We start from the raw sequence: 23051 nt of genomic DNA, 5'->3' as shown, positions 1-23051 counted from the left end.
CGTCGCGTCGTGTCTTCCGACATGAACTGGCGTCGAAGGGTTCCGCCCCTCGTCTTCGGAACTCTACTCGCGGTCTCCGGGACCGCCAGTGCCCATGTCCGATACGTCGTCGATAGCGCCGAAGACGTGGCGAGCGCACTCCAGTTTCTCGTAAACGTACTCTCGGAACCGGTGAACGCCGCGCTGGTCGGCGGCGGTGCGATTGCGGTCGTCGTCGTCGCGCTCGCGTATCTCTGGTTCCAGCCAGCGGCCCGCGACTTCGCGGTCCTGCGCGAGACGCTCGCGGGCTACGACGACCTCGTGCCGTGGATGCTCCGGCTATCGGTCGGGCTTCCGCTGGTCGGCGCGGGGTTCTCGGGGTACTTCTTCAGTCCCATCGTCCACGCGGAGGCCCGAATCCTACAGGTCGCGGTCGGCTTTCTCCTCCTGTTCGGACTCGCCACGCGAGTCGTAGCACTGGTCGGTTTGCTGGCGTATCTGGTCGGGTTACTCGGCGAACCGAGCCTCCTGCTGGCCAGCGAGTACGTCGGCGGCTTTCTGGCCATCGCGCTCCTCGGCGGCGGCCGACCGAGCGCCGACCAGATGCTCCAGCGGGTCTCCGACGCCGAGGGGACGCTGTACGGCCGCCTCGACCCGATTCATCGCGCGGCGTCGCGGCTGAACGCCCGGACCGACCCCTACGACCGATTCGCGCCGACACTGGTTCGGTTGGCGCTCGGGTTCAACTTCTTCTATCTCGGATTCACCCAGAAGCTGTTCGCACCCGGCCCGGCGCTCGCGGTGGTCGAGAAGTACGACCTCACGTCGGTCGTGCCGGTCGACGCTGGTCTCTGGGTCGTCGGGGCCGGACTGACCGAGATGGCTGTGGGAGTCGCGCTGTTCGTCGGTCTCTTCACACGCGCGACCGCGGCCACTGCCTTCACGATGCTGACCCTGACGCTGTTCGGCCTGCCCGACGACCCGGTTCTGGCCCACGTCACACTCTTCGGGATGGTGTCGATGCTGTTCATCACGGGGTCGGGTCCCCTCGCAGCCGACGACTGGCTTCGCGCGTCCGAGTTTGGTGACAGGTCACGCACAGAGACGAATGGCGAAACGTCTTCGGCGTCCAAGCCGAACCAACGAGTATGACCACCTACGACGCGGGCGACGTCACGCTTCGGAAGGTCCGTGACTACGTCTGGGAGATTCCGCAGGAAGGCGACATGCGCGCTCCCGCGCGCGTCCTCGCCAGCGAGACCCTGCTGGACCAGATCGCCGACGACAAGACGCTCGAACAGTTGAAGAACTCCACTCACCTGCCGGGCGTTCGCAAGTACAACGTCTGCATGCCCGACGGCCATCAGGGGTACGGCTTCCCGGTCGGCGGCGTGGCCGGAATAGACGCCGAGGAGGGGTGCATCTCGCCCGGAGCGGTCGGCTACGACATCAACTGCGGCGTCAGAATGCTGAAGACCGACCTCTCCTACGAGGACGTGCAGGGCCGCGAGGAGGAACTCGTGGACGCCCTCTTCGCGAACGTCCCCTCGGGTCTCGGCGGCGGGGGCGTCGTGGAGGGCGACGTCGACACCGTGAACGCCATCCTCGACCGGGGGATGGAGTGGGCGCTCGAAGAGGGCTGGGCCGTCGAGGAGGACCTGGCCCACTGCGAGGACGAGGGCGTTCGCCACGACAGCGACCCCTCGAAGGTGTCCCAGAAGGCCAAGGACCGCGGGAAGAACCAGATCGGCAGTTTGGGGTCGGGAAACCACTTCCTCGAAGTCCAGCGCGTGACCGACACGTACCTGGACGACGTGGCCGACGCTTACGGGTTGGAGGAGGGCCAAATCGTCGTCCTCATCCACTGCGGGAGTCGCGGACTCGGTCATCAGGTCTGTACCGACTACCTCCGGGACATCGAGAAGGCCCACGCGGGTCTGCTGGCGCAGTTGCCGGACAAGGAACTCGCGGCCGCGCCCGCCGGGAGCCAACTCGCCGAGGACTACTACGACGCGATGTGTTCGTGCATCAACTTCGCGTGGGTGAACCGCCAACTCATCATGCACCGCGTCCGGCAGGTGTTCGAGAAGGTGTTCGACGACGACTGGGAGTCGATGGGCATGGACCTGCTGTACGACGTGGCCCACAACATCGCCAAGAAGGAGACCCACACCGTGGAGGGCGGCGAGGAGCGCGAACTCTTCGTCCACCGGAAGGGCGCGACGCGGGCGTTCCCGGCGAGCCACGAGGAGGTCCCGGGCGCGTACCTCGACGTGGGCCAGCCAATCATCATCCCCGGGAGCATGGGTGCGGGAAGCTACGTCCTCCGCGGCGGCGAGGAGTCGATGGACCTCACCTTCGGTTCGACGGCCCACGGCGCGGGCCGGACCATGAGTCGGACGCAGGCCAAGCAGGACTACTGGGGCGGCGACGTGCAGGACGAACTGGAGCAGGAGCACATCTACGTCAAGGCCCAGAGCGGTGCCACCGTCGCCGAGGAGGCCCCGGGCGTCTACAAGGACGTGGACGAGGTGGTCCGGGTCTCGGACGCCCTCGGCATCGGCGACAAGGTGGCCCGGACGTTCCCGGTCTGCAACATCAAGGGGTAGGCACCAGTACTAGCGATCACGATTCGTAGCGAGCGGGCCTCTCGAAACCAGAATCTCGGCTCCGTCGCTGACCCCGCTACTCGGCGATTTTCATGAACGTCGCCGTGCCGTCCTGTACGAGCGTGATCCGGTACCCCTCGAAGGTGAATTCGAGTTCGGCCTGGGCCTCGATTGGCGGCGGGTTCGAGTACAGGTGTTCGACCACGCGGTCGATGGTGTCGTACAGCGACGAGATCTCAGTCGCCTCCTTGCCTTCGAGGTCCGCGACGATTCGTACGATGTCGATCTCCGGATCGTCGTCGGCGTCCGGTTGCTCCCCCTCGAAAAGTTCGCGGTGGACGATGACTTCCTCGGAGTTCGGCGCAGACGTACCGCCTTCCTCGGTCATACGTACTTCTCGACCCGAAGTCTAATATGCATTTCTCGGAGTGTCAACTGAATCGAGAGTTTAGCGAGCAGGATAGGTCGATACGACCGGGATTAATGTGTTCGCCGGTCGAGCGAACACGTAATGGCGCTCTTCGAAGCGGTCGTGATTTTCGTCGTCGGATTGCTCTCCGGAACCGTGGTGCGCTGGTTCGCGGGTCTCGCTGCGTTCGTGGCGCTCGTCCTCGCCGTCCTCGGCGTCACCACGCTCGAAATCGGTCTCGTAAGCCAGATTATCGACCGATACTATCTCGGTAACGAACTGTTGTTCATCTCCGGGTTCCTCTTCGGTATCGACGCCGAGCAGACGAAGGAAGTCGTGGTCGAGCGCCGCCCGGCCCGGGAATAATTTTATTTCTTTCGGAAACCATAACCTTTGTGAGACGCGGAAAGCGGAGCCGTCTTCTCTCTCCGGAGAGCCGCCGGTGATACCCAAGTATAAGTTATGTGTATCATACGCCAATCCAGCTCGTTTGTAACCCTGTGGATTTATATACCTATAGAGCGTAGTATATAGTACGATGAATTACTACGACCTTATTCTCGGTCTGATCCCGCTCGCACTCCTCGGCCTGACTGCCCTCTTCACGTCCTTCGGTTTCGGTCTCACTACCGCTGTTCCGGTCGCAGGGACCGTCTCGGTCGGTATGATCGGTCACGCGATGTTCGTCCGGACGCCGACCAACTCGCCCGCGACTTCGGCCGTCCAGCAGTAAATAGACTATATATCTCGGCTCTCGTCTCCTCGCTTCTCTTTCTCCCTCCTGCGTTCTGGCTTCGTTCTGTTGCTATCTTCCGTTCCGTTACCGTTTTCCCCCTCTTTTCGACTACTTCGACGCGCGTCGGCCGCCCGTCTGACGAATTTATTTGTGTTCGCTCTTCGGTGGATTCCCCATATGCACCAGGACCACCTCGACATGGAGTCGGTCACGCTCGAACTCGACGAGGAGGAGCTCGAACGGATCGACGACATCGCGTTCGCCGACCACCGGGACAACCGCGAGGCCGCGATACGCGAACTCCTCGACAGGTGGTTGAAGGAGCGCGAGGAGTCGGAATCCGAAGAGGAAGCTACGGCCTGAAGTCGAATCGCGGTCCGTCGTCGTCCTCCGAGTCGTCTATGGTGGGGCCTTCGACCGTCGGCGGCACGAACGACCGGTCTCTCGGGTCTATCTCCTCGCCGTCCTCGTACTTCACGAAACTCAGGAAGTACACCTCGCCACAGCCTTCGCCCTCGGTTTCGTCGGCCCCGCAGACGATTTTCACGCCGTCCGCGCTATCCTCGAAGTCGTCGTAGGCGTCGGCGTACTCCCACCCGTCGAGCGGGGTGGGCGTCACGCACTTGTCGGCGAGATACCCCTCGCGGTCGAGCGCGGCGATGGCCCCGCATCGCGGGCAGTAGTAGCGAACCTCGGTCATGGTCGGTGGTACGGGAGGGGCGTACTTTCGACTGTCGTCTAGGGGGATTTGGGGTGGTTGGTTCTTCGAGAAGTACCTCGGTTCCGACTCCGCGAACGGTCCCCCTCTGCGAACGTTCGGACCGCACGAACACCCGGTTCGCACCGCGAGAAGCAAGACCTTTGGCCCGCGGTGGAGACGGTACGGGTATGATAGACGAGACGGTCGAGGAGATTCGGGAGATGCAGACCCACAGCTCCTCCGTCGTCGCCGTGAAGGCCGCCCGGGCGCTGGAAGACCTGGTCGAACGCGAGTTCGCCTCTATCGAGGACTTCGAGCGCGACCTCGAACGCAACTCGTCGGCCCTCCGGCGGGCGAACCCCTCCCACGCCTCGCTGGTGACGACCCAACGCGCCATCGTCTCGATGGTCGAGGACGTCGAAACCGAGACGGTCGCCGACGCGAAGGACGCGCTCGGCGAGGCCGTAGACGACGTGGTAGAGCAGGTCGAGACCGCCAAGCGCCGGGCTGCCGGGAACGCCATGGAGTTCGTGGAGGACGGCGCGACGATTCTGACCCACGACTACTCCTCGACGGTGCTGGAGGCCATCGAGCAGGCGGTCTCGGACGGTCGCTACCTGACCGTGTACGTCACCGAGGCCCGACCGCGCTACCTCGGGCGCAAGACCGCCCGCGTCCTCGCGGAGATGGACCGCGTGGACGCCCACCTCATCGTGGACGGAGCCAGCGGCCACTACCTGTCGGAGTGCGACCGCGTCTTGCTGGGCATGGACTGCATCGTGGAGGACACCCTCTACAACCGAATCGGTACCTTCCCGCTGGCCGCGACCGCCGAGAACGTCGACGTTCCGGTCACGGTCGTCGGGTCGTCGGCGAAACTCGTCGGCGAGGGGTTCCGGTTCGAGAACGACTTCCGGTCGCCCAGCGAGGTCCTGCTGGAACCCGCCGAGGGATTCTCGGTGGAGAACCCGGCCTACGACGCCACGCCGACCGACCTCCTCGACGCGGTGGTCACGGACGAGGGCATCCACGAGTTCTGACCGCGAGATCTCTCAGTCTACGTCGACCCACTCGCCGCGTTCGTCGCTCTCCTGAATCGCCGAGAGGACGCGCTGGACCGCCAGTCCGTCGTGGAAACTGGGGTGATACTCTTCATCGGAGTCCACCGCGGACAGGAACTCGTAGTTCTCGTGGACGAAGGTGTGTTCCCACCCGATGACGTGGCCCGGCGGCCACCAGTGGTCGACGTAGGGGTCGTCCTCGTCGGTGACGAGAACGGTCTCGTAACCCCGACTGTCGCCGCGGAGGACCTCCAGTTCGTTCAGGCGCTCCAGCGAGAACTTCAGGCTCCCCTCGGAGCCGTGAATCTCGATGGAGTGGTCGTTCTTGTGCCCGTTCGCGAACCGAGAGGCTTCGAGGGTCGCCATCACGCCGCCCTCCAACTCGGCCTGCGCGGAGTAGGCGTCGTCCACCGTGACGGGTCGAGTCTCGTCGGAACCCTCGACCGGTCGCTCGTCCACGAAGGTCTGGAGGTGGCCCGAGACCCGCTCCACGTCGCCGACGAGGAAGCGCGCGAGGTCGATGGTGTGGGCCCCCAGGTCGCCGAGTGCCCCGCTTCCGGCCATCTCCTCGCTGTTGCGCCACGACCACGGGGCCTCGGGGTCCACGAGCCAGTCCTGCAAGTACTTCCCCCGGAAGTGGTGAATCTCGCCGAGAGCGCCGTCTTCGATCAGGTTCTTCGCGTACTGGATGGCCGGGACGTACCGGTAGTTGAACGCCGCGGCGGTCGGAACCCCCGCCGACTCGGCGGCGTCGGCCATTCGCTCGGCGCTTTCGAGGTCGTTGGCGAGCGGCTTCTCGCAGAGGACCGGCGTGCCCGCTTCGAGCGCGGCGATAGAGGGTTCTGCGTGGACGTGATTCGGCCCGAGGTTGTAGAACACGTCCACCTCGTCCACGACCGCCTCCCAGTCGGTCGCCGTGTTCTCGAACCCGAGGCGGTCGGCCGCGTCGGCGAGCGCGTCTTCGTCGCGCCCGACGAGGACGTGGCGCTCTACGTCCGGGGCGTCCGGGAAGAACATCGGTAGTCGCGCCATGGCGTTGGCGTGCGCTTTGCCCATGAATCGGTAGCCGAGAACGCCGACTTTGACGGTCATGTCGTCGGACGTACTCCGGGGAGATGCTTAGTATTTCAGGAGTCGTCCGCTTCGTAGGATTTTTCGTTACAGTTCCGGCACGCTACTCCTCGGCGAGGACGGTCCGGACTGCCGAGGCGAGTTCCTTGAACAGGTCTATCTCCATCTCGTCCGTCGTCACGAACGCGCCGTGGTCGTCCACGATGACCCGGGTGAGATACCCGCGTTCGAACACGCGGATGTTGAACAGGTACTCGCCGAGTTCGGTGTCGTGATACACTGCCTGCGTCCGGAAACCGAGTCGCTCGTTGTCCGTGAATCCCACGAGGTCGGCCTCCGCTTCGAGGCCCTCGCGGAGGTAGACCTGCTCCTCGTCGTCCTCGGTGAAGTACGTCACGCTCCGGAGTTCGTCGCCGACGCTCGTTCGGCAAGCACTGACTAACTGGTCTGCGAGGTCGTCTGATACTACGTCCCCCATGCCGTGCACTTCCACCTACAATACGAAAAGTGCTGTTGGCGTTACGGGGAGATGGGAATCGACTCTAGGAATCGGACGAAGGAATCGATAGGTCCGGCAATCGGTCTCCGACCTCGGCGAAGATAACGATACGCTCTACACCGAAGCGCTCGTTTCTCCCCGTAGATTAGGCCCAGTAGGCCTCGCCGGGTTGCTCGCGGAACACCGCGCGCTGGAGCATCGACACCGCCTTTTCGAGACCCTCGTTCGAACTGGTGAGCGAGTCCTCGTGTTCGATGGAGAGCGCGCCGTCGTAATCGACCATCCGGAGCGTGCTCACGATGTCCTTCCAATGCTCCTCGCCGTGGCCGTAGCCGACCGAGCGAAACAGCCACGAGCGGTCGGGTTCCTCGTCGTAGGGCGTCGTGTCGAGGACGCCCTTGTAGCGCGCCTTGGCGTCGTAGACCTTGGTGTCCTTGGCGTGGAAGTGGTGGATGGCGTCGTGTTCGCCGAGGAAGCGAATCGCGTCGGTCACGTCGATGCCCTGCCAGTAGAGGTGCGAGGGGTCGAAGTTCGCGCCGATGCGTTCGTTGGTCTCTTCCCGCAGTCGGAGCATACCCGAGGGTTCGTAGACCAGCATGTTCGGGTGCATCTCGATGGCGACGTTCACGCCGTGGTCGGCGGCGTGTTCCGCGAGGTCCGACCAGTAGGGGATGGCGACCTCCTCCCACTGGTATCGGTGGGCCTCGGCGTGTTCGTCGGGCCACGGTGCCGTGATCCAGTTGGGCGTCTCGTCGTTCGGACTCCCGGCCGGAAGCCCCGAGAAGCACGTCACCGCGTCGACGTCGAGTTGGTCCGCGAGTTCGATTGCCTCTCGGAGTTCGGTGTCGGCCTGCTCGGCCGTCTCGTCGTCGGGGTGGAGCGGATTGTTGTGGGTCGCCAGCGCCGAAATCCGCATCTCGTACTCGTCCAGGAGGTCGAACAGGTGGTTCTGGGCCGTGTCGTCGCCGAGGTACTCGTCGCGCGGCAGGTGGGTGTCGCCGGGGTGGCCGCCGACGCCCGGTTCGATTGCATCTACGCCGATGCCGTGAAGGTACGCCATCGCGTCTTCTAGGGACTCTCCGTACAGTGGTGGTGTGTGAACGCCGATATCCATACGTTCCTACTCACTACGAACGTAGTGAATAAGATTACGGGACCGGAAACGTCGGCGAAACCTACCGCTCTTCGGCGAGTTGCACGTCGAGGCGGTCTTCGAGGGCCTCGATGAGGCCCCCGCCGACGTTGGCCTGATTCGCCCGGCCCTGTTCGACCGCGAGGAGGTCGTTCTCGGATGCGTCGAGTTCGTCGGCGAGTTCGTCACGCTGGAGTCCGGCGTCCCGCCGGGCCTGTTCGACTCGCTCGCCGTAGTCGGTGACCAGATACGGCAGTGGGTCGTCGTCGTAGTTGGTACCCTCTTCCTCCCAGTGACTCGAATCGCCGTCGTAGACGCCGCTGGCCTTCGCCGTGTTCTGGGCGGCCTTGCGCTTGCGGTCGCGCTCGCGACCGTCGTCCGACGACTGCGTCTTGGCGTTATCGTTGTGCGAAGACGCACAGTCCGAGCAGACCTGCAACTGCGCTCCGGCCACGTTGGCTTCGGTCAGCGAGTCGCTCGACTTGCCACAGAGTTCGCACGAGCCGCTGTTACCGCCGCCAGACGACCCGCCAGTCGAGTACTTAGCCATGTGGGAACCAGTTAGGGCACGACACATTTGAATACCCCGCTTGCCGTTCCCCGTCCGATCGTGGCCGGACGTCTCTGCCAAATGGTTAATACACGTTCGTGATCAATACATTGCGGGACAGCATGAACGACGACACACGGGACGCCGACGCGACCGCGGAAGTGGACGCGGTGTTCGGCGTCCTCGCAGACGCTCACCGGCGATACGCGCTTTACTACCTGCGGGACCGAGACTGCGCGACGCTCGACGAGTTGGCGACCGTTCTCGCCGGATGGCTCGGGACCCGCGAGGACCAGGGCAACGTGGTCACGCCCGCGGACCTCGAACGCGAGCAGGTCTCGCTCCGCCACGTCCATCTCCCGCGACTCGTGGACGCGGGGTTCGTGCGATACGACGCCGACTCCGGCGAGGTAACGCTCGAATCGCTCCCGGAACTCGCCGAGAAGGTTCTCGACCGCTCGCTCGACCAGCGCCGCGACGCGTCCAAACGGGCCGACAGGTCAGCATTCGACCGAGGCGTGGGATGACGAAGATGGGGCTCCGCGAACTCCTCGACGCAGTCGCCGACCGCGAGAAGACCATCACGGTGTTCGCTCCCGAACCCTACGACGCGCTCGAATCCCACTTCGAGACGCGGAACGTGACGGTCGAACACGAGTACGTCCCCGACGACGGTTCGGGCGGGTTCGTCGTCGTGACCGCGGACGGGGAGTTCGTCGGGAGCGTCGGCGGGTCGGCGGTCGCGAACCTCGTATCGCCGACCGCTGCCGACCTCGAACCCGGCACCGACGACCCGACTCGGGCACTGCTCGGCCTGCTCGCAGACACGACGTTCGTCTCGTTCGACAAGCGTCAGATGCTCATGGCGGCCCGCGAGATAGAGGACCGGGCCTACCGACGGGCCACCGGCACGCTCCGAACCGGATTCCAGTCGCTGTCGGCACTGCGAGCCCAGCGCGACGTGTACGCTACCCTCGGGTCCGAGGGCCTCCTCGACGTTCACGTATACGGCGAACCCGACTGGTCGCCCGACGTGCCCGGCACGACGGTCCACGCCGAAGACGCCGACGAAATCGGCGCGTTCTGGTTCGTCGTCTTCGACGGCGGCGGTGACGACCGACAGGCCTGTGCGCTCCTCGCCGAAGAAGTCGAGAGCGACTCCGGTTCCTTCCGGGGATTCTGGACCTACGACCCCGAACTGGTCGCAGACATCGAGGGCTACCTGCGAGAGACCTACGGATGAAGTGGTGCCAGTTACAAAACACTCTTTACCGCAAGCGTCCGACGATACGTGAACGATGGTCGAGGACCAACCCGACGCCTCGTCCGAGACGATAGGGAGCATATTCGACGCCCTCTCGCGCACCGAGCGTCGGTACCTGCTTTACTACCTCCACGACCGGGGAACCGCCACGGTCGAGGAGTTGGCGACAGTTCTGGCCGGATGGTTGCAGGTCCACGAGAACGAGGTCGAAATCGTGACGCCCGACGACCGCCAGCGAGTGCAGGTGTCTCTCCATCACGTCGACCTCCCGAAACTCGAAGACGAGGGATTCGTCCGATACGATTCCGATTCCGGGGAGGTCACGCTCGACTCGATGCCCGAGACGTTCGACAGTATCCTGTCGGCGGCGCTCAGTTTCGAGCGGCGAACGGCCGAGCGCGGAGACCCGACCGAACGTCGCACCAGCGACGAAACCGACGGGCCGGACAGGGAGGGCCAGTGATGCTCCGCGAGTTCGTGAACGAGGTCGCGTCCTACCGACGGACGATTACGGTGTACGCGCCCGAGCCCGACGAGGAACTCGAACGCTACTTCGAAGCCCGGAACGTGACGGTCGAACACGAACCGCTCCCGGACACCGGTTCGGGCGGGTTCGTCGTCGTGACCGCGGACGGGGAGTTCGTCGGGAGCGTCGGTGCGGACGCCGTGCGTGAACTCGTCTCGCCCACGGTCGCCAAGCGCGAACTCGCTCCGAACGAGGCGATTCGAGTCCCGATGAACCTGCTCGCGGACACCACGTTCGTCTCGTTCGACAAGCGCCAGATGCTCGCGGTGACTCGGGAGATAGAGGACCGGGCCTACCGACAGGCCACCGGCACGCTCCGGAGCGGTTTTCAGTCGCTTTCGAGGCTGGCGTCGGAGCGCGGAAAGTACGAGACGTTGGCTGGAGACACCCGCCTCGACGTTCACGTGTACGGCGAACCCGACCGCTCGATAGACGTACCGGGTGCGACGGTCCACGCCGAGGAAACCGACGAAATCGGCGCGTTCTGGTTCGTCGTCTTCGACGGCGGCGGTGACGACCAGCAGACCTCCGCGCTCGTCGCCGAAGAAGTCGAGAGCGACACCGGTTCCTTCCACGGATTCTGGACCTACGACCCCGAACTGGTCGCCGACATCGAGGGCTACCTGCGGGAGACCTACGGGTGATTCCCGTTTCGACCGAGACGATGCCGTCGTGACGGGAGTGTTCGAGCGATAGTTAGCATTCTCGACGCGCCGTCCGAGTGACCGAGAGTCACCCCGGCCACGTCGACGGGACGCCGGAAAGCGATAGACGGAACTACGGGGCACTCCGACGTGGCAACGATGACCGACGACTCGTTTACCGTCGACGTAGACGTTCGCTATCGGGACCTCGACACGATGGGCCACGTCAACAACGCGGTCTACGCCTCGTACTTCGAGCAGGCGCGCGTGGCCTACTTCGAGGAGGTGCTCGACGTTCCCCTCCACGAGATCGAGTCCGTCCTCGCCAGTCTGGAAATCGACTTCCGCCGACCGGTCGAAATCGACGACGAGGTGACGGTCGCACTGCGGGTCCCCGAACTCGGCACGTCGTCGATTCCGATGGAGTACGAAGTCCGCGCCGACGGAACGGTCGCGGCGACCGGCGAGACGGTACAGGTCGCTGTCGACGAGGAGACCAAGTCCTCCCGGCCGATTCCCGACGCGTGGCGCGAGCAGATACGACAGTTCGAAGGACTGTAATCGCGGCTTTCCTCGGCGCGCGAACCGTTCGTATCGCAGGTGAATCGTTTATCGCTCGCGGTTCCGACCGCGACAGCAGTTTCGGAGTGAACCGTCGTCACCGTTTATTTAGGCGTCGGTGGAATCGCCGCGCGGTGAACGACTTCGATGACGAAACTCACGCCGAGAGTCCCGTATCGGACTGCGAGGCCACCATCTGTGGTCTCCTGCCGCGCGAATATGCACGCCGAGGCGCGACGTTGGTCCGGCGTCCGAACGACGACCCCGGACCGACGAAGATGTATCGAGCAGTCGCGGTCCACGTCGAGGAGAGTTCGACGACGCTACTGGTCGGCCCGCAGTGTGATCTCTCTCCGTCCCGGACGTATCGCGTCGTGGAGGTCCGCGGCGTCCCGTCGGGACGACTGAAGACGGTTCGATTCCGCCCGACGAACGCGAGCACGGAGTAGGAACTCGCCGAAACGCTCGCTATTCACGGAAGAGATCAGACGTAACTATCGCTCGGAAGAGAACGGACCTATCGCTCGGGAGTTGGCGTCCGAAAGGAATTGTGCGTGGGTGCAGTCCCAAGGGACTCCACCTGCATCCTAAACGTGGCAAAGCCACGCGTGCGATGCGTGGGACCGGATTTGAACCGGCGGACCCCTACGGGACAGCGCCCTCAACGCTGCGCCGTTGGCCTAGCTTGGCTACCCACGCTCGCTGGGTCTTTCTCTACACTCAGATGTAGACACTACCCGGATAAAATGCCTTTCGTTTCAACTCCGGGACGGCACCGCCACACACGGCAAGGTGTATTTTACTCCGTTCCCTACGCCCACCCATGCAGCGACTCGCCGAGCGTCACGTCCCCGCGCTGACCGGCCTCCTGACCGTCGTCTCGCTCGCACTCGTCTTCGCGGCCGTGCTCCGCGTCGTGCCCGCCGGCACGCTCCCGCGCGCTCCCGACCCCGTGCTGGCGGCCATCCCACACGTCAACGCCGCCATCAGCGTCGTCGCGTTCGGCGTCGTCGCCGCCTCGTGGCGCTGGATTCGGCAGGGGAAGGTCGAGCGCCACCGCAGAGGGATGCTCGCGGGCGTCGTGCTGTTCGCCGCCTTCCTGACGCTGTACCTCTACCGGGTCGCGCTCCTCGGCCCGACCCACTTCGAGGGGCCGCAGGTGGTCGAGCAGTTCGTCTTCTATCCGATTCTCGGGATTCACGTCCTGCTCGCGGTCGTCTGCATCCCGCTCCTCTACTACGTCCTCCTGCTGGCGCTGACCCGGCCCGTGTCGGAACTCTCGGCGACGAATCACCCGCGGGTCGGCCGGGTCGCCGCCTCGCTGTGGCTGACCTCGTTCGCGCTCGGCGTCGTGGTCTACCTCCTGCTGTATCTGTTCTAACCGAGTTCCCCCTCGTAGGTCTCCAGCAAAACCTCCCACGCGTCGTACCCCTCGTGGTACCGGTGGTCGAGGATCCGGCCGTTCGGCCCCATTTCGATAGCGTGTCTCGGCTCTCGGAGTCGCACCCACCGGAGTTCGGGCTGCGGGTGGGTCTCTGCCCCCTCCTCGCCCACGCTCTCCTCGTCGCCTTCGCTCCCCCTTTCGCGGCGCACGCGTCGGTCGCCCGCGTCGTGACCCGAAGCCATCCTCGATTCCCACGGCCCGTCGTCGATTAACTGTTTTGCCCGTTCTGCCGGGCGCGGTTGGCCGAGAGAGGCGGTCGGGGTCTCGGGGACGCCCGACGTAGTTCGGTTAGAGAGGGGTTCGGTTAGAGAAAAGTTCGGATAAGAGAGAAAGGAAGTTGTTTAACACTTGTTATCGATGTTTTAAGAAATGTTCTTCGTGCTGCCAGGAATCTTCGACGCGGTACGGGGACGCTATCGGTCCCGGTCGTCGCTGTCGTCGGACTCGCCGCTCTCTACGTCGATGTGGAGGGTCTCGCTCTCGCTTCCTCGGTCGGTGCCGCTGCTCGCGCCGCCGAGGAGTTTCGTCCGGAGGTCGTCGGCGACCGACTGCACCTGGTCTCGGACCGTCTCGACCTCTCGCTCGAACTGTTCGACCGTCCGCTCGACGTGGTAGACGCGCGAGGCGGGGATGCGGCGCACGAGGTCCCGCCCGCGGTCGTCTTCGCCGGTCTTGACTATCCAGTGGTCCTGAAAGTACGCGACGTGTTCGTTCTCGACCGTCTGTTCGACGGTCTCGCCGTCCGGTCCTTCGTAGGTGATAGTCGCCTCTCCGAGGTCTTCTTCGACCATGGGGGTAGTTCGAGTTCGAGACGGGTAGCGACTGTGGCCGACCGTCTCGCGTGAGGGACGCGGCGTGAGGTCGCTGGGTCCGAGACGGTATTCGCGCCGTAGGCCGCTACAGTTCGGGTTTCGGGTTCGCTGCGTGGGCCGAATCCATCTCCTCGCCCTCGATGTCGTAGGGGTACTCGCCCGTGACACAACCCATACAGAGGTCGTCGCGCTCCTCGCCGAGCGCGTCGGCGACCGCCTCGGTCGAGAGGTACGCGAGGCTGTCGGCCTCTATCTCGTCGCAGATCTCCTCGGTGGACTTGTCGGCGGCGATGAGTTCGTCGCGGGTCGCCATGTTGATGCCCATGTAACAGGGCGCGGCGATGGGCGGCGCACCGATTCGCATGTGGACCTCCGCCGCGCCGCAGTCCCGGAGTAGGGCGAGGAGTTGCGTGGAGGTAGTCCCCCGGACGATGCTGTCGTCGACGAGCGTGACGGTCTTGCCCTCCACGGTGGACTTGATGGGGTTTAGCTTCAGGCGGACCGCGCGCTCTCGCTCGTCCTGGGTCGGCATGATGAACGTCCGGCCGACGTAGCGGTTCTTCATCAGCCCTTCGGCGAACTCGACCTTCGAGTCTTCCTCTTGGGCGGCCTCCGCGTAACCACTGGCGAAGGCGCGCCCGGAGTCGGGAACTGGCATGACTACGTCGGTGTCGATGCCGCTCTCGTCCCAGAGTTTGCGGCCGAGTTCGCGCCGGACCTCGTAGACGAGACTGCCGTCGATGACGCTGTCCGGGCGGGCGAAGTAGACGTGTTCGAAGAAGCAGTGGGCGGTGTGTTCGCGCTCGAACAGTTGGTAGGAGTCGAAACCCTCGCCGTCCGGCCGGAGGACGACGAGTTCACCGGGTCGCACGTCCCGGACGAGTTCGCCGTCGAGCGTATCGATAGCGGCCGACTCGCTGGCGACGACGTAGCCGTCTTCGAGTTCGCCGATGCAGAGCGGACGGTTACCCTCGGGGTCGCGGACCCCTAGCACGGTGTCGTCGTGCATGATGGCCAGCGAGTACGAACCGTGAATCCGCCCCATCGTGCGCTTGACCGCTCGCACGAGGTCGGCTTCCAGCAGGTTACGTGCGAGGTCGTGGGCGATGACCTCGGTGTCGCCGTCGGAGGTGAAGGCGTGGCCCTGTGCGGCGAGTTCGTCGCGCACGTCGTCGGCGTTGACGAGGTTGCCGTTGTGGCTCAGACCCAAGGCCCCGCTCCGGAACGAGACGGTGAACGGTTGGGCGCAGGACTTGTCCACGCTCCCGGCGGTGGGGTAGCGAACGTGGCCGATACCCGCGCTCCCGCGGAGACTCTCGATGTCGTCCTCGTCGAACGCGTCGCCGACGAGTCCCATCTCGACGTGGTCGTGTTGCTGGAACCCGTCGTGGGTGACGATGCCCGCCGACTCCTGCCCGCGGTGCTGGAGCGCGTACAGCGAGTAGTAGAGCGGTCGCGCGGCGTCTCGCTCGGTGAGCGAGACCCCGACGACGCCGCACTTTTCGGTCGGCCCGGAGAGGGCGTTCTCGGTCGGACTACTGGGGACCGGGTCCCGGCCGTCTGGCATAGTCGGAGGTACTGCGCCAGCGTAGTAAAAACCCTCGTTATCGTGCCGACTTTTTATCTTTCTCGGAGAGAAGTATGCACGTTCGTGGTACTGATCCCCCTCAACACTTCTAACTAGAGCTCGTCTCGTTTCTCAGTCAGTCGTCGCTAAGAGCCCAATTACACCGATTACCATACCGAAAGATAGGATAAATATTCCAAAACTCCTAAATAACGAGCTTAGATCTCCGAAATGCGAACCGTTGAGTGATAAGAATCCACCAAATACCGTTATTAAAAGACCGAATTGGTAGGTTTTATTTGACATATCCGCTATTATAGCTCGATACACTAGAGTATTTCTATTGCCGTATGTAGATAGATATATTTATAAACTATTACTTATATTAATAACTATAATATATTATATAATATAATATTATGGTAGAAATGTTTATTTACATACTATTTGTTAACTAATATGCGATGTAAAAAAGACGCGCGGTACTGAAAGGCCTTGGATCGACAGTTGCCCTGGGTGCGACCGGAGTTACATCTGCAACTGAGGACGACGTGAAAGTGATCGAGTTTACCCGCTCAATCGACAACCCGCTCTCAGATGGAGAACTGGTAAGCATGCAGGCACAGGAGTTTGCGAGTTTCGTCAAAGACAAACCGTTCGCCGTGGGCGGAGTCGAAGATGAAGATGACACAAACATAGTCGGTGCCGTGGCGGCAGTGAACAGAGAAGGACAAACTCGCCGATACATTGGTTCTACCCAGTCCACGTCGAAAGTCCCGAACGTTCACGACGATGTCCATGAATACGCTCAAAAATTCGAGGAGGAACTGTAGATGCCCGAAGTGAACGAACCTTGGGAGCTCTGGTCTGACGACGTGTACAGTCGATACGAGGATTACGGTGACACGGTCTCGGACGTGAAAGTCTACTGGTGGTCGGGCGATGATACGAACTACTCCCGATGGGGTTCTCACCAGACGCTAAGCTGTACTCCAGGTGATGGGTACGATGACGAAATCTACGATGCAGATTCGATCCACGATTGGAGCTACTACGGCGGAAGCGGTTTAGACATAGTCGACAGACAGCCCGCGGATGGGTCCAGCAACGAGGAAAACAGCATCGGTCTATCCATCTCGTACAGCGGTGTGTCGATCAACTGGACTTACAGTCAAGGTGGAGATGTTGACCGGACTCTCGATGTAAATAGAGACAACATCGCCTACAGTTGGTACTGGGATGATTTCGATAACGGTGAGGACTCATCAACCTTCGAAACGGGAACAGAAATAGCGGCAGACACGTCTCCGGGCTTGCAGGATACTCTGTATAAGCAAGATACAGAAGTGGGATACTACGGTGACGATGGGACTATGGGCTACCACGATTTCGCACAGTATATCGACATGGATGACTAGTACCTGAACTGGCTGTGGAAGCCTATAGAGAGCACATCACTAAATCTATCTCACGTAGTGTATTCTGCATTTCAAAAATATGCATTTAGAAGTAGCTACCAGAACGATTCCAGAGAGAAGGGAGAATCGAGTGTGCGACGCGGCTTATTCGCCAGATTTGCTCTGCCACTCGTAGTCGCGGCGCTTAGCGGACTTGCCGAAACCGCAACTCGAACATTTCTCCTTTTTCACGTGATACGACTTCTCGCCACAGCGACGACATTTCACGTGCGTCGTCTTGTTCTTTTTCCCCTGGCTCGGGGTTCCTGCTCCAGTCATGGGCTTATCGACACGAGGTTATCGCCGCGTATAATGGTTGTGTCTTCCTCGTCGGTGTCTTCCAGCACCAGATTCATGTGCTGGTCGTAGCCGGTGAGAATGCCCTCGAACTCTTCGCCGCCTTTCAATCGTACCGTTACCTGCTCGTTGAGAGAGGCTTCCAGCACGTCGAGCGGTCGTCCACTCATATACAGTATCGGCATCCGTCGGAGCCTTAAACGTACCGGAAACGCGCCTTTGGGGAAACTTTCGACATCTGGTCGTTCGATTGAAAGGTAGCGCGTCGGAACGGCCCGATTCACGACGCCCAATCGACCATCCGCGAGTAGAGGTCGTCGCTCCGGAGTGCGTCCTCGTCGCCGACCAGCACCAGCGATTTCTTCGCTCGCGTGAGTGCCACGTTCACTCGACGGTAGTCCTCGAAGATCGGACTGTCGAGGTCCTCCGTCGCCACGAACGAGACCACGACGACCTCCTTGCTCGACCCCTGGAACCGGTCCACCGTGTCCACGGTCACGTCGTCCGGAACCCTGCGACCGATTTCGGCGACCTGTGCGCGGAAGGGCGCGATGACCCCGATTTCGTCGGAGGCGACGCCCGCCGCGAGGAACTCCTCGACTACCTCGGCCACGCGCTCGGCTTCGCCCGGGTTGGTGTTGCCGTCGGTGTGGCCGTCGGGGTTAACGAAGGAGACGCCGCCCCCGCCGCGCAGGTCGTCGGGGAGGGCCGTCTCGGTCACGTCGGAGAGGTCCGAGAGGCGCTGGGCGGCCACCTCGCCGCTGGCGGGCCGAAGGTCGCCGTCGTAGAACTCGCGGGACGCGAACGCCTGAATCCGCTGGCTCATCCGATACTGGCGGTCGAGCATCACGCCCGCCTCGGGACACTCCTCGATGAGACGCTCGAAGAGCGAGGTCGAGAGGTCGTTTTCGGTTCTGACGACCGGCGGCAACTGCTGGTGGTCGCCGACGAGGACGAACCGGTCGGCGAGGTTCACCGCCGCGAGCGTGTTGGGTTCCGTGAGTTGGGACGCCTCGTCCACCAGCGCCACGTCGAACGACTGCTCGCGCATGATTCGGGACCCGCAGGTCGCGGTCGTGGCGGCGACGACGCCCGCGTCCCGCAACTCCGCGACGCGCTCGCCGGGGTCGCCCGCCTGTTCGAGTCGCAGGTCCTGCATGTCCTCGCGGACGCCGCTCTCGGTGCCGACGCGCACGATGTCCTCGAAGCCCTGGTCCCGCAGGGCTTCGAGGGCGTTGTCCACCGCGCGATTCGTGAAGGCGGAGAGCAGGACCCGATTCCCTCGGTCTACCAAGGCTCGAATGGTCCGCGCGATGGTGTAGGTCTTGCCCGTGCCCGGCGGACCGTGGACCAGCGCGAAGTCCTCGGCGTTCACCGCCAGGTTCACCGCGTCGTTCTGGGCCTCGTTGTTGTCGACGTACGTTTCGTGAGCGTCCTCGAACTCCGGGCCCTCGCGGGCGAACAGCACGTCCTTCCGGCGCGGGTCGCCCTTGAGCAGGAAGTCGTGCAGAGCAGTGAGCATCCGGTCGGCCGAGAGTTCCGAGGGGTAGACGTCCAGACGGCGGAGTTCGACCGGTTCGTCGGCCGTGACGACGACCTCCTCGTCGAGTCGCTCCACGCGACCCAGTTCGGCGTGGCCGTTCACGGGGTCGCCGTCGCTGGCGAGTACGACGTCGCCCTCTCGGATTTTGGACACCGCTCCCCCGACGCGCTCGGCCCGCATCTCCCACCGGCCGCCGTCGAGTTGGCGGCGACCCGCGGGTTCGAGGTCGACGAGCGCCCGATCGTCGTCGGCGCGCTCTTCGGCGGTCTGCTGCCAGAGTTTGGCGTACTCGGCGTGGGTCGCCCGGCGCTCCTCCTCGACGAGTCGATAGATCCGGTCGAAGTAGTCGCGTTCCTCTTCCGGGATGGCGTCGCCGATTTGGCCCGCCTTCGACTCCTGGTCGAGACGGCCGGAGACCACCATGCAGGTGTCCTGCTCGAAGCAATATTCGCACTTGGCGTCGGCCTCGTAGCCGGTCGGCACGCCGGCGCCGTCCTCCGTCGACTCGACCGCCTCGTACTCCATCGCGGCGATTTCGTTGCGCGTGCGCACCACGAAGTCCAGCAGGCCGTCGCCGATGGAGAACTCCTTGGCTGGCGAGAGGTCGCCCGACTCCTCGTTTCTGTCCAGTGCGCTGTTTTTCGTGTAGAGTAAAGTGCCGGTGTCGGCTGGGACGCCCTTCTCTTGGAGGAGCAGGGCGTAACACGCCGCCTGAATCTTGTCCTGAAACCGCGGGTCGCGCTTGAGGTTCTTGCCGGTCTTGAGTTCCACGGGCATCCCGCGCCGGAGCGCGTCCGCCCGACCCTTGATAGCGAATCGCTCGCTGATGAGCGTCTGCTCGCTCCGCCAGTCGTCCTCCTCCGTGAGGGCACCTTGCGCAAGCCACCCCTCGATGGCCGCCGCGTTCTGGCGGACTTCCTCGGCCACCTCGTCGCGATCCCGGCCGAGCAGACCGAGTTCGAGTCCGGCCTCTTCGACGCGCTCCTCGATGGCGTCGTCCAGATCGCGTCCGCGGAGCAGGTCGCCGAACACCTCGTGGACGATGGTCCCCTTGACGACGGGATACGCCAGCGGAATCCCCGATAGCTTGTTCAGGTAGTACATCCGCGGGCACTGGACCCACGACCGAACGTCGGTCACGTCCACGAGGAACGACGGTTCCACGACGACGTACGAGTCCTTGCCCGTGGAGTACGTCGTCTCGCCTCGATACTCGCTCTCCTCGACGTCGGTCACGAGCAGTTCCATCCCCGGTTCGAGGAGGTCGGCGCTCTCGGTCCACTTGCCCCACAGCGTGACCTGTTCGAGGTCGGTAGCCTCGCGGCCTGTAGCCTGCTTGGGACCGGTGTCCGCGCGGACCGTGACCTCGACGAGGTCGCGTTCGCCGTACTGCGTGCTGACGGTTCGGACGTCTCCGACTTCGACGACTTCTCCCCGGACGTTCACGAGACAGTGGTAGCGCCCGACGGTAGAAAAATCCCGCCGGTCGCAGACGGTCGAAATTCGACATGCGGCACCCGTCGGTCCCGGATGGAACGCGGTTCAAAATACGGGGTATGGTGGTCGTCGCGAACGATACCGCTTCGTGGAACTCGTAGGACCGTCAGTCGGAACCGTGTGGCGGGATGTGGCCGCACTTCGAACACGACTCGTAGCCGTGTGCAACTACGAGTTCACCGCTACATTGGGGGCATCTCATCGTAGAAGTCGGTAGCCGAGACGGAGTGATAAGCCTTCCTATAAGACGCCTCAATTAGATATTATTGATATTAGGTAACCTATTATATTTTCGGGCGAGCGTGACGTACTCGTCGCTGACCTCTGCTTACGGAATACGGTACTCGAACACACCGAGCGACGTGCTCGGTAGTTCTTGAGTAGTCTAGAAAAACAGTTGACTACTGTTCGGACCAGCAGCGAAGGGATTATCCGGACCAACCGCCGCAGATATCGTCGGCTATCTGGCTCCGCCACGTCTCGAATCCCTCTTCGCAGTCCGGGTTCGCCTCGATGTGGTCGATGAAGCCTGCGCCGGGGTTCTGAAGTTCGTTACCGCAGAACGGGCAGTCGTTCGGGTCGTTCCACGTCGTTGCAGTTGACATGGCTGTTGTCGGGACGTCTTGGCGTATAAACTCTTCCCAGATATGTTTAATATACCTAAGTTGAGGTAATATTCCCCTAATATGTTCTAGACTGTCGAGGTACCTTCAGGAAGGGGAGAGAACGAAGGGCGAAAAAAGTGCTGGAGCAGGAGAAAACCAGAGACGGAGAGACGGACGAGATGCGGAAGGGATTGGCCGAGGCGGGGGACGAGACGCGGAAGAGATGGGTCGAGGCGGGTTCACATACCGAGGTCCGCGATTCGGGAGTCCCGATTGAGGACCTTCTTCACGATTTCGGGTTCTTCGAGTAGTCGGTGCTTGGTGTGGACTCCGCGTCCCCGGCCCCGGCCCTTCGTCTCGGAGTTGATGACGTTGAGGAAGTCCTGTTCCTGTAGAATCTCCTGGACTCGGCGCTCGGACAGCGAGTCCATGTCGAGTTTCCGCGCGATGGACTGATACTGCCGGTAGATTTGCTGAGTCGGGAACTGGTCCCGGGGCTTGTTCTCGGTCAGGACGGTCAGCGCGAGCAAAATCGCCTTCGCCTGCGTGGGCGCGCCGTCGATGAGTTCGGCGAAGCGGTCGGCCTCGGTCTTCTCTTTCGCGGCGTAGACGTGTTCCTCGGTGACCTCTTCGTCTTCTTCCTTCGTGGCGATTCGCCCGGCGTTGCGGAGGATGTCGATTGCCTTCCGGGCGTCGCCGTGTTCCTGCGCGGCGAGCGCGGCCGTGAGCGGGACGGCGTCGTCGGAGAGCACCTCGTCGCGGAAGGCGTCGGCCCGGTTCTGGAGGATGTCCACCAGTTGGTGGGCGTCGTACGGGGGAAAGACGAGTTCGTCGTGAGCGAAACTCGACTTGACGCGCTCGTTGAGTTCGTCGGGGAAGTCGATCTTGTTCGAGATGCCGATGATGCCGATGGTCGAGTCGGTGATTCTTCGATTCTCGCCCGCCCGCGAGAGTTTCCGGAGTACCTCGTCGTCCTCCAGCATGTCTATCTCGTCGAGGATGACGATTGCCACGTCGCTACAGGCGTCGATAATCTGCCAGAGGCGGTCGTAGTAGTCCCCGGTGCCGAGTCCCCGCTGGGGAACCGTGATGCCGGTCTCGTTCGGTTCGTTGAGTTCCCTGCCGACCGTCTTGATGACGGAGGCTTCGGTCGTCTGCTCGCCACAGTCGATGAAGGCCGTCTCTACGTCCACGTCCTCGGTACGGGCCTCGTTCTCGACGCGCTTGGAGACGCTCCGGGAGATGAGCGACTTGCCGGTCCCTGTCTTTCCGAAGATGAAGAGGTGGGTCGGCTCCTGGCCGAAGATGGCGGGGTTGAGAGCCTCGGCGACCTTCTGCATGTGTTCGTCGCGCCCGACGATTCGGTTCGGTCCGGGGAGGTGAGAGATGCGAAGCAGGTCCTCGTCCGCGAATATCGGTTCGTCGTACCGGAAGAGCGGATCGCGGTCTACGTCGTCGTCGGTAGCCATCTGATGAGAGTGCCTTCGTACTTCAGAATATAAATGGAGGGGGTATCGTCGCGGATGTATCTTCCCGACCAACGACCAAATAGGAGGGTTTGAAACCAATTCGCAGGAACCATGCTCTCGGAGTACCATCGCGGATGTTCTGGCGGTGCGGACGTTCTGCCGGTGTGGACGTTCCAGCAGGCGAGACTGTCGAACGGGTTGCAGAGAAGGTAGACGGGTTGGACAGACACCTACCTCGCGGATGTAAGTGGAGGGGAGGTGGGGTTGGAAGACGCAGTTGCTGTGGGAAATGATAACAAGTGAGGGCGAAGGGGAGAAGACGCAAAAGACGACGTGAGATGAGACGGGAGACGCCAACGAGAGACATAAAATAGTGAAGGAGTGACACACCCCCATCGCGTCTGTAACGACAGACGAACCTAGAAGAAGAACACACACCACCATCTCGAATGTAAATATGGCGTTATCGATGAGTAAATCCCCTATAACACGAATATGAGGGTTCCAATGTTGTTCTGTTTAGTAGTTCCCGAATACATCCGCGACAGTGGTGTCAGGGGCCGACAAAGCCACCGACCCACCCAACACCCGACTCCCCCGCTTACAAACGCGACGGTGG

General features: G+C 62.7%; 29 protein-coding genes and 1 tRNA gene. 15 read left to right on the top strand and 15 right to left on the bottom strand.

The genetic code is table 11. The features are described 5' to 3' along the window. Nucleotides 1-21 precede the first annotated feature (21 nt). Together E2484_RS10645 and E2484_RS10640 are read left to right on the top strand one after the other, a co-directional pair. Complete coding sequence (locus tag E2484_RS10645; RefSeq protein WP_137285166.1) at nt 22-1131, top strand: DoxX family protein; 1110 nt, start codon at nt 22-24, stop codon at nt 1129-1131. Continuing rightward, nucleotides 1128-2588 carry an RtcB family protein gene (locus E2484_RS10640; RefSeq protein WP_137285165.1) on the top strand — a complete coding sequence of 487 codons (1461 nt, stop codon included), beginning with the start codon at nt 1128-1130 and terminating at the stop codon, nt 2586-2588. The genes E2484_RS10645 and E2484_RS10640 overlap by 4 nt, the downstream gene beginning before the upstream one ends. Nucleotides 2589-2664: 76 nt before the next feature. Here the strand turns inward: E2484_RS10640 and E2484_RS10635 are convergent, their stop codons facing one another. Beyond that, the gene (locus E2484_RS10635; RefSeq protein WP_170977293.1) at nt 2665-2976 is read right to left on the bottom strand and encodes a HalOD1 output domain-containing protein; all 312 of its coding nucleotides are present in this window, start codon (nt 2974-2976) and stop codon (nt 2665-2667) included. A gap of 123 nt (nt 2977-3099) precedes the next feature. Here E2484_RS10635 and E2484_RS10630 point away from each other — a divergent pair, with 123 nt between their 5' ends. The 3 genes from E2484_RS10630 (at nt 3100) to E2484_RS10620 (ending at nt 4096) form a co-directional block, all read left to right on the top strand. Continuing rightward, the gene (locus tag E2484_RS10630) at nt 3100-3363 is read left to right on the top strand and encodes a hypothetical protein (RefSeq protein ID WP_137285164.1); all 264 of its coding nucleotides are present in this window, start codon (nt 3100-3102) and stop codon (nt 3361-3363) included. 172 nt (nt 3364-3535) lie between these two features. Next, nucleotides 3536-3730 (top strand): hypothetical protein, encoded by a 195-nt coding sequence (locus tag E2484_RS10625; RefSeq protein WP_137285163.1) that lies wholly within the window; start codon nt 3536-3538, stop codon nt 3728-3730. A 180-nt stretch (nt 3731-3910) separates the two neighbouring features. Next, nucleotides 3911-4096 (top strand): ribbon-helix-helix protein, CopG family, encoded by a 186-nt coding sequence (locus E2484_RS10620; protein WP_137285162.1) that lies wholly within the window; start codon nt 3911-3913, stop codon nt 4094-4096. Here the strand turns inward: E2484_RS10620 and E2484_RS10615 are convergent. Then, nucleotides 4086-4433, bottom strand: a complete 348-nt coding sequence (locus E2484_RS10615) for a hypothetical protein (protein WP_321112340.1) — start codon at nt 4431-4433, stop codon at nt 4086-4088. The two genes, E2484_RS10620 and E2484_RS10615, sit on opposite strands and share 11 nt — an antisense overlap. A 188-nt stretch (nt 4434-4621) precedes the next feature. Between E2484_RS10615 and E2484_RS10610 the strand changes: the two genes are divergently transcribed. Further along, a complete protein-coding gene (locus E2484_RS10610) occupies nt 4622-5473 on the top strand; it encodes a translation initiation factor eIF-2B (RefSeq protein ID WP_137285161.1) in 852 nt (283 codons plus the stop codon). 12 nt (nt 5474-5485) lie between these two features. On the opposite strand, the gene E2484_RS10605 is transcribed toward E2484_RS10610, so the two are convergent. From E2484_RS10605 to E2484_RS10590, 4 genes are all read right to left on the bottom strand, one after another. After that, a complete protein-coding gene (locus E2484_RS10605; RefSeq protein WP_137285160.1) occupies nt 5486-6586 on the bottom strand; it encodes a Gfo/Idh/MocA family protein in 1101 nt (366 codons plus the stop codon). Between the two features lie 82 nt (nt 6587-6668). After that, nucleotides 6669-7043: a DUF7522 family protein gene (locus E2484_RS10600; protein ID WP_137285159.1), complete on the bottom strand. Its 375-nt coding sequence runs from the start codon at nt 7041-7043 to the stop codon at nt 6669-6671. 166 nt (nt 7044-7209) lie between these two features. Further along, a complete protein-coding gene (locus E2484_RS10595; protein ID WP_137285158.1) occupies nt 7210-8178 on the bottom strand; it encodes a sugar phosphate isomerase/epimerase family protein in 969 nt (322 codons plus the stop codon). Nucleotides 8179-8239: 61 nt separating this feature from the next. Then, the gene (locus E2484_RS10590) at nt 8240-8746 is read right to left on the bottom strand and encodes a helix-turn-helix domain-containing protein (RefSeq protein ID WP_137285157.1); all 507 of its coding nucleotides are present in this window, start codon (nt 8744-8746) and stop codon (nt 8240-8242) included. 122 nt (nt 8747-8868) lie between these two features. Here E2484_RS10590 and E2484_RS24910 point away from each other — a divergent pair, with 122 nt between their 5' ends. The 6 genes from E2484_RS24910 (at nt 8869) to E2484_RS10570 (ending at nt 12190) form a co-directional block, all read left to right on the top strand. Beyond that, nucleotides 8869-9273: a DUF7344 domain-containing protein gene (locus E2484_RS24910; RefSeq protein ID WP_170977292.1), complete on the top strand. Its 405-nt coding sequence runs from the start codon at nt 8869-8871 to the stop codon at nt 9271-9273. Beyond that, the gene (locus tag E2484_RS10585) at nt 9270-9989 is read left to right on the top strand and encodes a DICT sensory domain-containing protein (RefSeq protein WP_170977291.1); all 720 of its coding nucleotides are present in this window, start codon (nt 9270-9272) and stop codon (nt 9987-9989) included. The genes E2484_RS24910 and E2484_RS10585 overlap by 4 nt, the downstream gene beginning before the upstream one ends. A gap of 55 nt (nt 9990-10044) precedes the next feature. Then, nucleotides 10045-10473, top strand: coding sequence for a DUF7344 domain-containing protein (locus E2484_RS24905; protein WP_170977290.1), 429 nt, complete (start codon nt 10045-10047; stop codon nt 10471-10473). After that, nucleotides 10473-11180 carry a DICT sensory domain-containing protein gene (locus E2484_RS10580; protein WP_170977289.1) on the top strand — a complete coding sequence of 236 codons (708 nt, stop codon included), beginning with the start codon at nt 10473-10475 and terminating at the stop codon, nt 11178-11180. Before E2484_RS24905 ends, E2484_RS10580 begins: the two co-directional genes overlap by 1 nt. Nucleotides 11181-11339: 159 nt before the next feature. Beyond that, nucleotides 11340-11741 (top strand): acyl-CoA thioesterase, encoded by a 402-nt coding sequence (locus E2484_RS10575; protein WP_137285154.1) that lies wholly within the window; start codon nt 11340-11342, stop codon nt 11739-11741. A 134-nt stretch (nt 11742-11875) separates the two neighbouring features. Then, nucleotides 11876-12190 carry a hypothetical protein gene (locus E2484_RS10570; RefSeq protein ID WP_137285153.1) on the top strand — a complete coding sequence of 105 codons (315 nt, stop codon included), beginning with the start codon at nt 11876-11878 and terminating at the stop codon, nt 12188-12190. Nucleotides 12191-12355: 165 nt separating this feature from the next. Here E2484_RS10570 and E2484_RS10565 read toward each other — a convergent pair. Beyond that, nucleotides 12356-12440 (bottom strand) — tRNA-Leu (locus E2484_RS10565). A gap of 124 nt (nt 12441-12564) precedes the next feature. On the opposite strand from E2484_RS10565, the gene E2484_RS10560 reads away from it, so the two are divergent. Next, nucleotides 12565-13122 (top strand): DUF420 domain-containing protein, encoded by a 558-nt coding sequence (locus E2484_RS10560; RefSeq protein ID WP_137285152.1) that lies wholly within the window; start codon nt 12565-12567, stop codon nt 13120-13122. Here the strand turns inward: E2484_RS10560 and E2484_RS10555 are convergent. From E2484_RS10555 to purF, 3 genes are all read right to left on the bottom strand, one after another. Then, on the bottom strand, nt 13119-13367 hold the full coding sequence (locus tag E2484_RS10555; protein ID WP_137285151.1) for a hypothetical protein: 249 nt from the start codon (nt 13365-13367) through the stop codon (nt 13119-13121). The two genes, E2484_RS10560 and E2484_RS10555, sit on opposite strands and share 4 nt — an antisense overlap. Nucleotides 13368-13598: 231 nt before the next feature. Continuing rightward, nucleotides 13599-13976 (bottom strand): hypothetical protein, encoded by a 378-nt coding sequence (locus E2484_RS10550; protein WP_137285150.1) that lies wholly within the window; start codon nt 13974-13976, stop codon nt 13599-13601. 106 nt (nt 13977-14082) lie between these two features. Next, a complete protein-coding gene (purF, locus tag E2484_RS10545) occupies nt 14083-15564 on the bottom strand; it encodes an amidophosphoribosyltransferase (protein ID WP_137285149.1) in 1482 nt (493 codons plus the stop codon). 551 nt (nt 15565-16115) lie between these two features. Here purF and E2484_RS10540 point away from each other — a divergent pair. Beyond that, nucleotides 16116-16397, top strand: coding sequence for a hypothetical protein (locus E2484_RS10540; protein WP_137285148.1), 282 nt, complete (start codon nt 16116-16118; stop codon nt 16395-16397). Then, nucleotides 16398-16982 (top strand): hypothetical protein, encoded by a 585-nt coding sequence (locus E2484_RS10535; RefSeq protein WP_137285147.1) that lies wholly within the window; start codon nt 16398-16400, stop codon nt 16980-16982. A gap of 144 nt (nt 16983-17126) precedes the next feature. Here the strand turns inward: E2484_RS10535 and E2484_RS10530 are convergent, their stop codons facing one another. The 5 genes from E2484_RS10530 to E2484_RS10515 form a co-directional block, all read right to left on the bottom strand. Beyond that, nucleotides 17127-17300 carry a 50S ribosomal protein L37e gene (locus tag E2484_RS10530; protein ID WP_137285146.1) on the bottom strand — a complete coding sequence of 58 codons (174 nt, stop codon included), beginning with the start codon at nt 17298-17300 and terminating at the stop codon, nt 17127-17129. Beyond that, complete coding sequence (locus E2484_RS10525) at nt 17297-17488, bottom strand: LSM domain-containing protein (protein ID WP_137285145.1); 192 nt, start codon at nt 17486-17488, stop codon at nt 17297-17299. Before E2484_RS10525 ends, E2484_RS10530 begins: the two co-directional genes overlap by 4 nt. A gap of 110 nt (nt 17489-17598) precedes the next feature. Then, nucleotides 17599-20307: an AAA domain-containing protein gene (locus E2484_RS10520; protein WP_137285144.1), complete on the bottom strand. Its 2709-nt coding sequence runs from the start codon at nt 20305-20307 to the stop codon at nt 17599-17601. Between the two features lie 479 nt (nt 20308-20786). Continuing rightward, nucleotides 20787-20963 (bottom strand): DUF7501 family protein, encoded by a 177-nt coding sequence (locus tag E2484_RS24900; protein WP_170977288.1) that lies wholly within the window; start codon nt 20961-20963, stop codon nt 20787-20789. Nucleotides 20964-21202: 239 nt separating this feature from the next. Continuing rightward, nucleotides 21203-22432, bottom strand: a complete 1230-nt coding sequence (locus tag E2484_RS10515; RefSeq protein ID WP_137285143.1) for a Cdc6/Cdc18 family protein — start codon at nt 22430-22432, stop codon at nt 21203-21205. Nucleotides 22433-23051 lie beyond the last annotated feature (619 nt).

Origin of the sequence: Halorussus salinisoli (assembly GCA_005239435.1) — an archaeon.
In the GTDB taxonomy this organism is placed as follows: Archaea; Halobacteriota; Halobacteria; order Halobacteriales; family Haladaptataceae; genus Halorussus; species Halorussus salinisoli.
The sequence above is the reverse complement of the archived record's forward strand: the minus strand, read 5'-3'. Positions and strand labels throughout refer to the sequence as shown.

What these genes read in the sequence shown, in the direction of transcription:
- E2484_RS10645 (WP_137285166.1), top strand. Translation starts at nt 22, where the DNA reads ATGAACTGGCGTCGAAGGGTTCCGCCCCTCGTCTTCGGAACTCTACTC.
- E2484_RS10640 (WP_137285165.1), top strand. Translation starts at nt 1,128, where the DNA reads ATGACCACCTACGACGCGGGCGACGTCACGCTTCGGAAGGTCCGTGAC.
- E2484_RS10635 (WP_170977293.1), bottom strand. Translation starts at nt 2,976, where the DNA reads ATGACCGAGGAAGGCGGTACGTCTGCGCCGAACTCCGAGGAAGTCATC.
- E2484_RS10630 (WP_137285164.1), top strand. Translation starts at nt 3,100, where the DNA reads ATGGCGCTCTTCGAAGCGGTCGTGATTTTCGTCGTCGGATTGCTCTCC.
- E2484_RS10625 (WP_137285163.1), top strand. Translation starts at nt 3,536, where the DNA reads ATGAATTACTACGACCTTATTCTCGGTCTGATCCCGCTCGCACTCCTC.
- E2484_RS10620 (WP_137285162.1), top strand. Translation starts at nt 3,911, where the DNA reads ATGCACCAGGACCACCTCGACATGGAGTCGGTCACGCTCGAACTCGAC.
- E2484_RS10615 (WP_321112340.1), bottom strand. Translation starts at nt 4,433, where the DNA reads ATGACCGAGGTTCGCTACTACTGCCCGCGATGCGGGGCCATCGCCGCG.
- E2484_RS10610 (WP_137285161.1), top strand. Translation starts at nt 4,622, where the DNA reads ATGATAGACGAGACGGTCGAGGAGATTCGGGAGATGCAGACCCACAGC.
- E2484_RS10605 (WP_137285160.1), bottom strand. Translation starts at nt 6,586, where the DNA reads ATGACCGTCAAAGTCGGCGTTCTCGGCTACCGATTCATGGGCAAAGCG.
- E2484_RS10600 (WP_137285159.1), bottom strand. Translation starts at nt 7,043, where the DNA reads ATGGGGGACGTAGTATCAGACGACCTCGCAGACCAGTTAGTCAGTGCT.
- E2484_RS10595 (WP_137285158.1), bottom strand. Translation starts at nt 8,178, where the DNA reads ATGGATATCGGCGTTCACACACCACCACTGTACGGAGAGTCCCTAGAA.
- E2484_RS10590 (WP_137285157.1), bottom strand. Translation starts at nt 8,746, where the DNA reads ATGGCTAAGTACTCGACTGGCGGGTCGTCTGGCGGCGGTAACAGCGGC.
- E2484_RS24910 (WP_170977292.1), top strand. Translation starts at nt 8,869, where the DNA reads ATGAACGACGACACACGGGACGCCGACGCGACCGCGGAAGTGGACGCG.
- E2484_RS10585 (WP_170977291.1), top strand. Translation starts at nt 9,270, where the DNA reads ATGACGAAGATGGGGCTCCGCGAACTCCTCGACGCAGTCGCCGACCGC.
- E2484_RS24905 (WP_170977290.1), top strand. Translation starts at nt 10,045, where the DNA reads ATGGTCGAGGACCAACCCGACGCCTCGTCCGAGACGATAGGGAGCATA.
- E2484_RS10580 (WP_170977289.1), top strand. Translation starts at nt 10,473, where the DNA reads ATGCTCCGCGAGTTCGTGAACGAGGTCGCGTCCTACCGACGGACGATT.
- E2484_RS10575 (WP_137285154.1), top strand. Translation starts at nt 11,340, where the DNA reads ATGACCGACGACTCGTTTACCGTCGACGTAGACGTTCGCTATCGGGAC.
- E2484_RS10560 (WP_137285152.1), top strand. Translation starts at nt 12,565, where the DNA reads ATGCAGCGACTCGCCGAGCGTCACGTCCCCGCGCTGACCGGCCTCCTG.
- E2484_RS10555 (WP_137285151.1), bottom strand. Translation starts at nt 13,367, where the DNA reads ATGGCTTCGGGTCACGACGCGGGCGACCGACGCGTGCGCCGCGAAAGG.
- E2484_RS10550 (WP_137285150.1), bottom strand. Translation starts at nt 13,976, where the DNA reads ATGGTCGAAGAAGACCTCGGAGAGGCGACTATCACCTACGAAGGACCG.
- purF (WP_137285149.1), bottom strand. Translation starts at nt 15,564, where the DNA reads ATGCCAGACGGCCGGGACCCGGTCCCCAGTAGTCCGACCGAGAACGCC.
- E2484_RS10535 (WP_137285147.1), top strand. Translation starts at nt 16,398, where the DNA reads ATGCCCGAAGTGAACGAACCTTGGGAGCTCTGGTCTGACGACGTGTAC.
- E2484_RS10530 (WP_137285146.1), bottom strand. Translation starts at nt 17,300, where the DNA reads ATGACTGGAGCAGGAACCCCGAGCCAGGGGAAAAAGAACAAGACGACG.
- E2484_RS10525 (WP_137285145.1), bottom strand. Translation starts at nt 17,488, where the DNA reads ATGAGTGGACGACCGCTCGACGTGCTGGAAGCCTCTCTCAACGAGCAG.
- E2484_RS24900 (WP_170977288.1), bottom strand. Translation starts at nt 20,963, where the DNA reads ATGTCAACTGCAACGACGTGGAACGACCCGAACGACTGCCCGTTCTGC.
- E2484_RS10515 (WP_137285143.1), bottom strand. Translation starts at nt 22,432, where the DNA reads ATGGCTACCGACGACGACGTAGACCGCGATCCGCTCTTCCGGTACGAC.